The sequence below is a fragment of the Streptomyces sp. NPDC054794 genome (genome assembly GCF_053611585.1).
On record NZ_JBSHAQ010000029.1, the window covers coordinates 88,906 to 100,808 of the forward strand.

Consider the following 11,903-nt stretch of genomic DNA (forward strand, 5'->3'; position numbering starts at 1 on the left):
GCTCTGTACGCTCTGCACCGCACCCCGGGTGGGTGCGATCAGGTGAGGGGTCCCGGCTCCTGCTGGGCCGCCAGCACCTCGCGCGCGGTCTGAGCGACCCTCTGGGGGGTGAATCCGAACTTCGTGAGCAGGTTCTTCAGTGGGGCCGACGCTCCATAGGTGTGCATGCCGACGACCGCTCCCCGATCGCCCACGTAGCGGTCCCAGCCGAAGGTCGACGCCTGCTCCACTCCCACACGCGCGGTGACATCGGGCGGCAGCACCGCGTCGCGGTACTCGCGCGGCTGCCGGTCGAACAGTTCCCAGCAGGGCATGCTGACCACGCGGGCCGTGATGCCTTCGGCGGCCAGTTCCTCCCGTGCCGACAAGGCGAGGGAGACCTCCGACCCGGTGGCCAGCAGCAGGACCTGCGGTGCGCCGTCGGGGGCGTCGGCCAGGACGTAGGCGCCGTGGGCCACACCGGAGGCCGGTGCGAAGACGGAGCGGTCGAGGGTGGGCAGGGCCTGGCGGGAGAGCACCAGTGCGGCCGGTTCGTGGCGCAGGGCGGCCACCACGCGCCAAGTCTCCACGACCTCCGCCGCGTCGGCCGGACGGAACACAAGCAGGCCGGGCATGGCCCGGAGACCGGCGAGCTGTTCGACCGGCTGGTGGGTGGGGCCGTCCTCGCCGACGCCGATGGAGTCGTGCGTGAAGACGTGCACCACCGGGATCTCCATCAGGGCGGACAGCCGGATGGCCGCCTTGGCGTAGTCGGAGAAGATCAGGAAGCCCGACCAGTACGGCCGTAGCTTGGTCAGTGCCATGCCGTTGGCGATGGCCGCGGAGGCGTGTTCGCGCACTCCCAGGTGGAGGTTGCGTCCGCCCGGCTCGTTCGGTTGGCAGTCCCCGGCCCCGTCGAAGGTCAGCCGTGTCTTGGTGGACGGTGCCAGGTCGGCGGAACCGCCCAGCAGCCAGGGCACGCTCTGGGCCAGCGCGTTGAGGACACGGCCCGAGGAGTCCCGGCTCGCCAGTCCCTTGGCGTCGGGGGCGAACTCGGGGAGAGCCGATTCCCAGTCCTCGGGCAGCTCCCGGCGCTGCATGCGCATCACTTCGTCGGCGAGCCGCGGCCAGGCCGTCCGGTACGCCTCGAAGGTCTCGTCCCACGCCGTGCGCAACCGCGCGCCGCGAGCGCCGATGCCCTCGGCGAAGTCCTTGTGGACCGTGTCGGGGATCAGGAAGCGTTCGTCGGGCGGCAGGCCCAGGAAGCGCTTGGCGCTCCGGACCCCTTCCTCACCGAGGGGTGCGCCATGGGCCTGGGGCGAGTCCTCCACGGGCGAGCCGTAGCCGATGTGGCTGTGCACCAACACCAGGGTGGGCCGCTCCTTTTCGGCGCGGAAGGTGTGGAAGGCGCGGGCAACGGCGTCCAGGTCGTTGGCGTCGGCGACGGTGGTGACGTTCCAGCCGTAGGCGAGGAACCGGGCCGCCACGTCCTCGGTGAAGGTGATGTCGGTGTGGCCCTCGATGGTGATCCGGTTGGAGTCATAGATCCAGCACAGGTTCGACAGGCCCTGGTGTCCAGCGAGGGAGGCCGCCTCGGAGGAGATGCCCTCCATCATGCAGCCGTCCCCCGCCAGCGCGTAGACGTCAAAATCGAACAGCGGGAAGTCGTCCTGGTTGTACCGGGCGGCCAGCCAGCGGCCGGCCAGTGCCATGCCCACAGAGGTGGCGACTCCCTGTCCGAGTGGTCCCGTCGTCGTCTCCACACCGCTGGTCCACCGGTACTCCGGGTGACCTGGGCAGCGGGAGTCGAGCTGTCGGAAGTTCTTGAGGTCGTCGAGCGTGACGGCGGAACGTCCCAGCACCTCGTAGTCCGGGTCCACCGCACGTACGCCCGCCAGGTGCAGCAGCGACCACAACAGGACGGAGGCGTGCCCCTCGGAGAGGACGAAGCGGTCCCGGTTGGGCCAGATGGGGTTCTCCGGGTCGAAGCGCAGGAACTTCTGCCACAGCGTGTACGCGACGGGGGCGATCCCCATGGGAGTGCCGGGGTGTCCGGACTCCGCCTGCTGGACGGCGTCCATGCACAGGCCACGGACGGTGTTCACCGACAGCATGTCCTGGTCGGTCATGGGCGGCGGTCCGATCTCTTCGAGTCACCTGCCCTCCCAGTACACGCCGAATCGCCGCTGCGCGCATGCCCGTGGCGATCGGCCCTGCCACCGGGCCCAGTCGGTCGGCCGTACGCGAGCGGAGGCCGGTCGGCAGTTGCCGCACGTCGGCGCTGCACCCGTACGCCCCAGGAACGGAAACCCCACGAGCCTGGGGTACGGCTGCGGTTCCCGGCAGGCGGCGGGCACACGGCCGACCCACCGCCACGGGGTCAGACGAGGGGCCGGAGCCGAATGCCGACACGGACCCAACGAGCGACGGGGCTCCCCCGCGAGCAGAGTGAGGGAGTATCGCCTGCGCGGGCGCCGAGAGGGGCGGCCGGGCGGGTGTCAGCGGCCAGGCCCTTGGCATGGCGGTGCGCGCCGGGCCCGACAACGTCGCGCGTGCCCGGCGGTGGGACGAGGAGCTTCGGCGCCTGGCGTTCGGTGTGAGACTGGGTACGAAAGGGGTGATCCCTGTGTCGGACCCACCGCACGCGTCCACCGGTCCCGACACCGCTGTCAACGAGCATCGGCTGGGAGAGTTGATCATCGAGGCGCAGACGGCCCTGCCGGTCGAACTGCCCGCCTTGGCGAACCGGTGCGCCGGCGCCCTCGGACTGCAGACCGCGCTGATCCACCTCGTCGACCTGCAACAACGGCTACTCATTCCCCTCGAAGAGGGCTTGAAGCCGCTGCCGGTGGACCGCTCTCCGGCCGGCTGGGCGTACCGCACGGTCTCCCCGCGGGTGGCCGAGGCCGACGACGGCTTGATCGTCTGGATGCCTCTGGTCGACGGTGCGGAGCGGCTGGGTGTACTGGCGGTGCGGACCGCCTCGCTCGACGGGATACTCATGCGCCGCATTCGGATGCTGGCCCATCTCCTCGCCATGCTGATCACCTCCAAGCGCGCCTACAGCGACTGGCTCGCCGCCCGTACCCGCACCGCGACCATGCAGTTGCCCGCCGAGATGCTGCGGGCCTTCCTGCCACCCCGCACCATCGGCAGCACCAGGTGCGTCTCGACAGCGGTGATGGAACCGGCGTACGACATCGCCGGCGACGCCTTCGACCACTCGGTGGTCAAGAACATCCTGCACACCATGATCCTCGACGCCATGGGGCACGATCTGACCGCCGGCCTGACCACGTCGGTCGCCATGGCGGCGGCACGCAACGCCCGCCGTGCCGGTGGCGATCCGGCCGACGTCGTCTGCTCCGTCGACCAGGCCCTCGCCAGGTGGTTGCCCGACCAGTTCTGCACCGGCGTCGTGTGTCGGCTCGACGCCGAGACCGGGGTGCTGCGCTGGGTCAATTGCGGTCACCCCCCACCACTGCTGATCCGCGCCGACCGGGTGCTCACCGGCGCGCTGGACAGCCCCCCACAGCCGCCGATCGGCCTGGCCGGCACACTCGCCCCGGCAGCCCGTCAGGTCTACGAGACGACACTCGAACCGGGCGACTGCGTCCTGCTCTACACCGACGGTGTCGTGGAGGCACGCGACGCGGACGGTGCGGAGTTCGGCCTCGACCGGTTCACCGACTTCATCATCCGCTCCAACGCCGCCGACCAGCGCCCCGCCGAGGTGCTGCGGCTGCTCATCCACGCCATCCTCGATTACCAGCGCGACCAACTGCGGGACGACGTGACCATCCTGCTCTTCGAATGGCGCCCGCAGCACCGGTGACATGGCATGGCACCGAGCCTCGCTGTGCTCAGGCGCTGCCTCCGGCCGGGTCGGGTATTTGGCATGCGCCTCCTGTGGCAGTGTCCGGCCTGGGAACGCCGGCTGCAGCACGGCCGCGCAGGCTCACCGGACCGGCGAAGTAAGGGGTGCGCGACGGAACAGTTCCGCACTCGTGGCCGTGCGCCAGCGGGGCTCCTTCCCCGGAACCGCAGGACGGCAGTGCAGTCCTGCGCTGTCGACAGTGACGTCGGGTGGCGAGGTGTCAGGGTCGTGTGGGGCGTCAGCGGTGAACGGTGACGGCGGGGCCGCGCATCGAGGGACAGCAGGCCGTCGGCCAGCGCGAGAGCGGGTAGCCGGCCGAGGCGAACATGATGCCCGAGAAACGAGAGCGGTGAGCGCGTAGGCGGCGCCGGACAAGAGGGAGGGCCCGGTGAGGCTGGGCTGCCGAAGGAAGCGAGGCTCCCGGTCGGGGCAGCGAGATGGGGACCACCGGTCACGCCGCTCAGGGTGGTTGCGCCCAGACCGGTGTAGACGGGCTGGGCGCGTCGGACGGGTGTCGCTCGCCTCGGACCGCTAGCGTCCAGTGAGTCCCATCATGCAACTGACGAGGAGGGCTGATGAGTTCCACTCCCGCGGGCGCTGCCGATGTCACCGTCGAACGTGACGGGCACGTCCTGCTGATGGGCCTGTACCGCCCGGCCAAGCGAAACGCGTTCACCCGGCGGATGCTCACCGAACTGTCGGCCGCCTACGCTGGAGTCCGACGACGACCTCTGGTGCGGGGTCCTGTTCGCCCACGGCGACCATTTCACGGGGGGCCTCGACATGGTCGATGTCGGCGCGGACCCGGCCGCGGGAAAGTTCGACTCCCCCAAGGGCGGCCGTGACCCGTGGCGGCTGGGCGGGCCCTGGACCAAGCCGGTCGTCGCGGCGGCGCAGGGCTGGGTGATGACGCTGGGGATCGAACTGCTGCTCGCGGCCGACATCCGCGTGGCGGCCCAGGACGCGCGTTTTGCCCAGCTCGAAACCCGCCGCGGCATCTACCCCTTCGGTGGCGCCACCTTCCGTTTCCCCCAGCAGGTCGGCTGGGGCAACGCCATGCGCTGGATCCTGACCGGGCAGGAGTTCGACGCCGCCGAGGCACACCGTATCGGCCTCGTGCAGGAACTCGCCGCCGACGGGCCAGCGGCGACCGAGCGCGCAACGCTGATCGCCGCACCATCGCCGAGAAGGCGGCCCCGCTGGGGGTGAGGGCCATCCTCAACTCCGCCCACCTGGCACAGGAACAGGGCGAGAGGGCCGCGATCGAGCGGCTGCGCCCCGACATCGCCCGGCTCATCGCCACCGCCGACGGCGCCGAAGGCATCCAGTCCTTCATCGAGCGCCGCGACGCCGCTTTCACCGGCCGCTGACGCAACCCCGCCACGTCGCGCGGCCCGTGCTGACCGTGGCCGTGAACAGTCCGGCAATGCCCACCGGGCAGGCAGCGGAGCTCCTGTGTGGAATCGCTTCAACCTCAGCAGCGGGGTGATCGACGAGGCAACCGAACCGTTTCCGGAAGTCTTCTTTCTCACCTACGGAAAGAGACACTCCAGGTCCTCTGCGAGGCCATTCCGGGACCTGTCCTCGAACAGGCCGAGATGCCGTACCGAAGCCTTTGCATGTCCGGGTTGCCTCCCCTGCCCGAGCACGACTGAGGAGCCTATCGTGAGGGCCGCCGCGAAAACGCGTGCGCATACCGGGCTCGGCTGACCCGGACTTGAAAGAGACGCTCTAGTTGACGGAGCCATCCCTCGGCGGGAGTTGCCATGGGTACGTCGCGGAACACAGTGGGAGCCATCTTCGTAGGGGCCACTCTGATGGCGACTGTCGGGGCGATCGGCTACCCCGTGGTGCTGGGGATGCAGAAGACGGGCACGGCATCATCGAGGGTGGTGGCCGACACGGACTTCGGGCCGTTGACGAAGAACGACCGTGACTTCGTGGTCGAGGTGCACGCGGCGGGACTGTTGGAACTCCCGGCCGGACGGCTGGCGTTGAAGAAGGGCACTGCCGGGGACGTTCGCGCCGCCGGGCAACGCCTCGTCAACGCGGACGTCAGCCTCGACGCAACCTGCCGCAAGGCCGCTACCCGCCTCGAGGTCACCCTGCCCGACAAACTCTCCCTGCAACAGCAGACTTTCCTGACGGCCATGACCAACGACCGTGGCAAGCAGTTCGACTCGGACTTCGCCAACGTATTGTGGACCGCCAACAGCCGGCTCCTACCAAGGATCGCGGACATCCGGACCACTACCAGGAACACGCTGATACGCCAGCTCGCCGACCAAGCCGACACCAGCGTCCTGGACCACATGACCGCGCTGGAGAAAACCGGCCTGGTCGACTATGACCAGGTGGCCTGAAGTGGCGTGATCAACCAATGTGGCGGGGCGGCCGAGTAGGAATCGGTCAGGGCTTTAGGGTGTTGGCTTGGGTGACATTGACGACCGCCCAGACCTTGTCGACGGACTTGTATTCGGTGCTGTCGGCCCTCGCATGGAGTCCTTCGCTGGCGAGCAGCAGTTCACCGAGACCTTCGCGGAACTCGCTTCTGCCGGAAACGGTGACGAACCAAGCTGCCGCCTTGTCCTCGCGCCATCCTCCGTCGAGGGGGACGCCCGGTTCACGCGGGCTGATCTCACTGCGGGCCTTGCCCAGCTTCTGCGCGGCCGGGCGCGTTCGTGCCCGCTCACGCGAAGAAGGCTGCCACCAAGCCTGGGGTACCGCCGGTAGGACGTGACGTAGCAGCGGATCAACTTGAGCGGTTGGGTCCCGCCGTCATCTGTCCCGCCCTCCGTCGCGTGGACGCCCTCTGGGCCCGCTGCGCGGCAATCGCTTCTTCACCGACTCGGTCGCAATGACTCCGCCGATCGCGATCGCGGGTGCGCCGTGCATGATGGCTCAGTGGAAACAATTTCCGGTCAAGCGCGGACGACCATCTGGTGGGCGAATGGCTGGAGCCGTTCAAGGATTCGGTGGCCGCGCTCAGGCTCGGTACTGGTAGCAGCGACAGCGACAGGCCAGTCGCGAACTTGCTGACGCTGAAAGTGCACGTGGGCGTAGCCGAGATCGCAGAGTCTGTGATCGCCGCATCGCCCAACGACGAGCAGGGCATCTGGGGAGACCTGTTAGCCACCGCCACCCTCAGCGGCGACAACCCCGACTGGCCTCTGGTGCAACGCATTTGGGACACCGTGGTGAGCCTGTGGGGGGCGGTTCCGTGGGACGAGTCCTCCGGGTTCGAGATCGCTGCCAGGACGCCGCAGTACTGAGCTCTTACCAAGGTCCCGACCAGTTGCCGTCGACAACACCTCTGGGAGCCTCAGATCGCAGGCGCGCGACTTCAGAACCGCAGTCGTGCCCAGGGAAAGGATGGAGCGCACGTGACGACCCAAACACCGGCCGAGCAAGCCTTGGCTCACTCGTACACCTCCGGTGACGGCAGCGTCAGGTTCAGCATCGCCGATCTGTCGGTGGACCACCACCCGAATGGTCATGCGGTGCTGGCGTACCAGATCACCGTAGAACGCAGCGGCTGGCCGGACGAACGTTGGATGGTCAATCTGCCTATGGACGACCGGTCCTTCGCCGACGTCTTGGCCGCCTCCGCACCCGATCCTGACCGACTGCGGCAGCTCGTGCACCTAGTCCGCGCCCTGCTGGAGGAGTGGTGGGACACCAAGGGCCACAATCGGCAGTCAGCGAAGCTCGGACGCCGACTTCTCTGAGGCCAACCGACGCCCCCTTCACTTGGGAGCGGTTCAACATGGCGAAGACCGACTCCGGCTGGCTATTGCTGTTCGCGAACCTTCTGGTCGGCGTGGCAGCCGCCGGCGTGTTCACCTGCCTCAGTGCCGCAGGAACTACGTTGTGCCCCAGCCCTGCCCGGTTCTACCCGGACTCATCCGGAGTCCTCTGGCGGAGTCCTCTGAGGCCGCAGCGCCAGCCATCGAGAAAGTTCCCCGATCCCGCCTTCGCTGACCAGTGGCCTCGCGCTGCCGCGGCTGCTCGGCCCGGCGTGGTGCCGCGGGTACGGGATTCGATCGTCGGTAGCGTCGGTGGTGTGCTGTCGTTGCGTGGTCTGACCGGGTCGAGGTCGCTGCTGGTTGCCGTGGTTGGCGTGGCAGCGTTGTTGGCGGTCGGCGTCGCCCTGGTGGGGCTGGTGTTGAACGCACACCACGAACAGGCCGCACGCCGGATCGAGACCCGCTGGCGCCCGGCCATCACAGAACTCGGCGCCGTCCACGCGGCAGCAGGTGACCTGCGGGCCGCGGCCCTGGCCGCAGCGGCGAGCCAGGAACTGCGCAAGGACGCCCAGATGGCGTTGGGAGAGCACCTGAAGGTGCTGCGGCGGCTGGCCGCCAGTGCGGATACTGAGGTACACGCGAAAACCACGGACCTCGAACGCAGTGCCGCCCGGTGGCTGGAGGAGGCCCGCCCCATCGCGGTGGCGGACGGCGTACGGGTCTACGCGCTGCCTGCATCCGCGGTCGGCGCGGATCCCGCTGAGGGCACCTACGCGGCGGTCGACGCCCGGGCGCGGGCACTCGCGGCACTGTTGGAGCAGCGCAGAGGCAAGGACGTACAAGCCACGTCATGGCACATGACCGGGGTGATGCTCTACATCCTGGGCCTGTCGGGTGCGTTGCTGGTCGCGGCGGTGGTGTCGGCAGCGGTGCTGCAACGCCGCTATCTCGCCCCTGCGGGCGCGCTCGCCAAGAACCTTCGGCGTGCGGCCAGCGGCGACACATCCGCCAGGGCGCCGTCCAAAGGCGGCCGGGGGTGGATCGGCCGACTGACCCGGGAGGCCGAAGGGGTACGCGAGCGTCTAGCCCTGTCCCAGCGCCAGTCCCGCCGTGACCAGGAAGCCCTCGTCCAGGTGGGGCCGGCGGTCAAGGGCCTGCACAAGATCCTGGCCACCTGCGAGGACCCGGGCCCCGGAATCGTGACTGCCGGCGACGTGCGCGCGGCCGAGGGGAAGCGGCATGGCCGCCGACTGGCATTGTTCGCGAGTCCGCGTAGAACCTTGTGCAGACGCCGCCACACCTGCCTAGTTCCACCCGACGAACGAGCCCGGCATCCACGCCCCGTGGCTCTACAACGCCCTGGGCAGTCCCTGGAAGCCCAGGAAACGATGCGTCAGATCCTCAACACCGTCTACGGAACCGGGCCCCGGGACCGGCCCGGCGAGCGACGACGATCTCGCCCCTGTGTGCCGAAGTGAGGCGATGCCCTCGGCGCCCTTCCGCGTCGAGGGCATCATGGCCGGCCCGGGTCAGGGCCGGCTCCACGCCCTCAGTGCACGACCTTGGTGCACGTGACCGTGGTCTTCCCGTTGCTCGTCCGGACGACCCACTTGCTGCCGCTCAGCCCGCCGAGGTCGAACCTTCCCGACTTGTCCGTGGACACGGTGCCCGAGCTGGAGCCCCTGTAGGTCACCTTCGTCCCGCTGGGAAATCCCACACCCCAGAGGTGGTACTTGCCGTTCGACTCCGTTTCGACGTGGCACACCGCGGCCGACGGCGCCTTGGCCGCGACCGGGGCAGCGGCGTGTGCGGCAACCGCGGGGCCCACGGCAAGCGCCGGGGTGGCCAGGAACGCAACTGCTGCGAGACGACGAGTCCGGTTCATCATTCAACCTGCCTTGGACGCTACGAATGCGGCCCGTGGGACGTGACGGCTCCGTGACCCGCGGCGGCGGTCGCACAGAACCCCGAGGGCGGAAATCCTCGCTCCGTCACGCCGTGCAGATGGCACCCCACATGGTCGACGCGTGCGCGGATGTTCCGTGGCACTTCGTGGGGTTCGAGACGTCCTCCATCGTATCGTCCGGGTTGTCGCGCAGCATCTCGCGCACCGGGGTCGGACGGGACGAGCGACGTAACCTGACGGCTGCTGTTGCGGACGAGGGAGGCCAAGCATGCGTGTGGCGGTGTTCGCGCTCGGGGGCACGATCTCGGTGTCAGGGCGTGCCAGGGGGGAACGGCTGACGGGCGCGGAGATCACCTCAGCGGTGCCGGGGCTGGACGTGCTCGGGGTGACGCTGGACGTACGCGACGTCCGTGCCGTGCCCAGCGGGAGCCTGACGTTCGCCCATGTCCTCGACGTCGTCCGGGACGCCGCGCGGGCCGTGGTGGAGGGTGCGGACGGCGTGGTAGTCACGCAGGGGACGGACACGCTGGAGGAGACAGCGTTCATCGCCGACCTGGCGTGGGCGCATGACGCACCGTTCGTACTGACCGGGGCGATGCGGCAGCCGAGCATGGCCGGCGCCGACGGACCGGCCAACGTGCTGGCGGCGGTACGCGTCGCCGTGTCGCGCGAGGCGCGCGGGCTCGGTGCGCTGGTGGCCTTCAACGACGAGGTGCACGCGGCGCGTTGGGTGCGCAAGTCGCACAGCACGAGCACGGCGACCTTCGTGTCACCGAACGCCGGTCCCGTGGGGCACGTCGTGGAGGGCCGGATGCGGGTCCTTGCCCCGCCGCCGCGTCGCGGCACCCTGCCGGACGCCTTCGACACGGAGCGGCTCGACGCCGTACGCGTGGCCCTGCACACGGTCACGCTCGACGACGACGGCGCCCAACTCGCCGGGCTGGACGGGACGCACCAGGGCCTGGTGGTCGCCGGATTCGGGGTCGGGCACGTACCGGTGTCGCTCGTTCCCGTGCTGGGCGCGCTGGCCGAGCGCATTCCCGTCGTGCTGACCTCCCGCACGGGCGGTGGCGCGGTGCTGCGGCACACCTACCACCAGCCCGGCTCGGAGACGGACCTGCAAGAGCGCGGACTGGTCAACGGCGGGCTGCTCGATCCGTACAAGGCCAGAGTGCTGCTCCGGCTGCTGCTCACCGCGGGTGCGGATCGCGACAAGGTGGCGTCGGCGTTCGCCGAACACGGTTAGGGTCCGGCTTCCGGCCCGGACGGCGGCCGGGCCGGAAGCGGCTCGCGTCACGCCCGGTCCGCGCCCCCGGTCAGAAAGGCCGTGAGGGCCTCCGCCACGGCGTCGGGTGCCTCGACCTGCGGGTAGTGCCCGACGGGGGCGGGCACGGCGAGTTCGACGATGTGCGCCGCGGTGAGGCGGGCCCGGATCCGCTCCAGGACGTGCGCGCCGCTGATGGGATCGGCCGGGCCCCAGACGAACAGCGTCGGTCCCGGGTACTCCTCCAACGCGCCCACCCAGCGGGCGGCGTGCTGCTTGCGCTCGTCGATGTAGCGCAGCAGCCGGTGGGCCAGCAGATGGCCGTTGTCGTGCGAGACGCTCTCCCACATGGCGTGCAGGTCTTCGTCCGCCACTGGTCTGGCGAGGACTTGACGCATGGACGAGGTGAACCGGCGTTCCGTCATGGCGTGTACGAGCACCGCTCCGGCGCGGCTGTGCAGCAGGCGCTGTGGGGCGATGGGCCGGTGCAGGTCCGGATACAGGCCGCCGTTCAGCCAGGCCATACGACGGACCCGGCCCGGGTCGCGCGCCAGCAGTTCCTGGCCGACGCTGACTCCGTAGTCGTGGGCCACCAGCGCCGTGTCACCGATGCCCAGGGCCTGCCAGACGCCTTCGACGAGTTCGGCCTGTTCCACGACGGAGTAGACGTGGTGGCGCGGCTTGTCGCTCGCCCCGAAACCGAGGAGGTCGAGCGTGAGCACACGGCAGCCGTGCGCGGCGAGGTGCGGCACGACCACGGACCAGTCGTGCGAGGACGTGGGAAACCCGTGGATCAGGGTGACCGGCAGTCCGTCGGCCGGACCGTCCTGACGCACGAACAAATCGAATCCGCGCGAGCGCGTCGTCACGCGCATCCGGCCGCCACCGGCGACCCACTCATCGATGTCGGGCAAAACCCCCGCCATGACAGCTCCTCCACGGATCGAGGCAGGCAACTACGACCGACACTCAATATCAGAGGCCGTCCGGCGGGGGGCGCACCGGGCGCCGGTGAAGGTGAAGCGGGCAAGTCACGGCGAGGCCGGCGATGAGCAGTCGTACGGCCGGGGCCTGCCTCGCCCGGTGGCGATCCGCGGCCCATCGGCCGGTGCGTGCCCGTCGCCCTTGACA

At 69.6% G+C, this 11,903-nt stretch carries 11 protein-coding genes and 1 pseudogene; 8 read left to right on the plus strand and 4 right to left on the minus strand.

Annotation, left to right across the window (positions count from 1 at the left end):
- Nucleotides 1-38: 38 nt before the first annotated feature.
- Nucleotides 39-2,108, minus strand: a complete 2,070-nt coding sequence (tkt, locus tag ACWGKT_RS28200; protein ID WP_453275921.1) for a transketolase — start codon at nucleotides 2,106-2,108, stop codon at nucleotides 39-41.
- 488 nt (nucleotides 2,109-2,596) lie between these two features.
- On the opposite strand from tkt, the gene ACWGKT_RS28205 reads away from it, so the two are divergent.
- The 4 genes from ACWGKT_RS28205 (at nucleotide 2,597) to ACWGKT_RS28220 (ending at nucleotide 6,219) form a co-directional block, all read left to right on the plus strand.
- Complete coding sequence (locus tag ACWGKT_RS28205) at nucleotides 2,597-3,814, plus strand: PP2C family protein-serine/threonine phosphatase (protein ID WP_453275922.1); 1,218 nt, start codon at nucleotides 2,597-2,599, stop codon at nucleotides 3,812-3,814.
- Between the two features lie 753 nt (nucleotides 3,815-4,567).
- Entirely contained in the window at nucleotides 4,568-5,065 is a 498-nt protein-coding gene (locus ACWGKT_RS28210) for an enoyl-CoA hydratase-related protein (protein ID WP_453275949.1), read from the plus strand.
- Nucleotides 5,062-5,226 (plus strand): hypothetical protein, encoded by a 165-nt coding sequence (locus ACWGKT_RS28215; RefSeq protein WP_453275923.1) that lies wholly within the window; start codon nucleotides 5,062-5,064, stop codon nucleotides 5,224-5,226. Before ACWGKT_RS28210 ends, ACWGKT_RS28215 begins: the two co-directional genes overlap by 4 nt.
- 522 nt (nucleotides 5,227-5,748) lie before the next feature.
- Nucleotides 5,749-6,219: a DUF4142 domain-containing protein gene (locus ACWGKT_RS28220; protein ID WP_453275924.1), complete on the plus strand. Its 471-nt coding sequence runs from the start codon at nucleotides 5,749-5,751 to the stop codon at nucleotides 6,217-6,219.
- A gap of 46 nt (nucleotides 6,220-6,265) precedes the next feature.
- Here ACWGKT_RS28220 and ACWGKT_RS28225 read toward each other — a convergent pair whose 3' ends face one another.
- Nucleotides 6,266-6,604 (minus strand): DUF6000 family protein, encoded by a 339-nt coding sequence (locus tag ACWGKT_RS28225; protein WP_453275950.1) that lies wholly within the window; start codon nucleotides 6,602-6,604, stop codon nucleotides 6,266-6,268.
- A gap of 194 nt (nucleotides 6,605-6,798) precedes the next feature.
- On the opposite strand from ACWGKT_RS28225, the gene ACWGKT_RS28230 reads away from it, so the two are divergent.
- From ACWGKT_RS28230 to ACWGKT_RS28240, 3 genes and pseudogenes are all read left to right on the plus strand, one after another.
- Nucleotides 6,799-7,128 (plus strand): hypothetical protein, encoded by a 330-nt coding sequence (locus ACWGKT_RS28230; protein WP_453275925.1) that lies wholly within the window; start codon nucleotides 6,799-6,801, stop codon nucleotides 7,126-7,128.
- Between the two features lie 111 nt (nucleotides 7,129-7,239).
- The gene (locus ACWGKT_RS28235) at nucleotides 7,240-7,584 is read left to right on the plus strand and encodes a hypothetical protein (protein WP_453275926.1); all 345 of its coding nucleotides are present in this window, start codon (nucleotides 7,240-7,242) and stop codon (nucleotides 7,582-7,584) included.
- A gap of 1,326 nt (nucleotides 7,585-8,910) precedes the next feature.
- Nucleotides 8,911-9,044 (plus strand): annotated as a pseudogene (locus ACWGKT_RS28240) (glycoside hydrolase domain-containing protein); the annotation flags it as partial.
- Between the two features lie 107 nt (nucleotides 9,045-9,151).
- Here the strand turns inward: ACWGKT_RS28240 and ACWGKT_RS28245 are convergent.
- Nucleotides 9,152-9,490, minus strand: a complete 339-nt coding sequence (locus ACWGKT_RS28245) for a hypothetical protein (RefSeq protein ID WP_453275927.1) — start codon at nucleotides 9,488-9,490, stop codon at nucleotides 9,152-9,154.
- A 286-nt stretch (nucleotides 9,491-9,776) separates the two neighbouring features.
- Here ACWGKT_RS28245 and ACWGKT_RS28250 point away from each other — a divergent pair, with 286 nt between their 5' ends.
- Nucleotides 9,777-10,754 (plus strand): asparaginase, encoded by a 978-nt coding sequence (locus tag ACWGKT_RS28250; protein ID WP_453275928.1) that lies wholly within the window; start codon nucleotides 9,777-9,779, stop codon nucleotides 10,752-10,754.
- Between the two features lie 47 nt (nucleotides 10,755-10,801).
- Here the strand turns inward: ACWGKT_RS28250 and ACWGKT_RS28255 are convergent, their stop codons facing one another.
- Entirely contained in the window at nucleotides 10,802-11,698 is an 897-nt protein-coding gene (locus ACWGKT_RS28255) for an alpha/beta fold hydrolase (RefSeq protein WP_453275929.1), read from the minus strand.
- Nucleotides 11,699-11,903: the final 205 nt, after the last annotated feature.

What these genes read in the sequence shown, in the direction of transcription:
- tkt (WP_453275921.1), bottom strand. Translation starts at nt 2,108, where the DNA reads ATGACCGACCAGGACATGCTGTCGGTGAACACCGTCCGTGGCCTGTGC.
- ACWGKT_RS28245 (WP_453275927.1), bottom strand. Translation starts at nt 9,490, where the DNA reads ATGATGAACCGGACTCGTCGTCTCGCAGCAGTTGCGTTCCTGGCCACC.
- ACWGKT_RS28250 (WP_453275928.1), top strand. Translation starts at nt 9,777, where the DNA reads ATGCGTGTGGCGGTGTTCGCGCTCGGGGGCACGATCTCGGTGTCAGGG.
- ACWGKT_RS28255 (WP_453275929.1), bottom strand. Translation starts at nt 11,698, where the DNA reads ATGGCGGGGGTTTTGCCCGACATCGATGAGTGGGTCGCCGGTGGCGGC.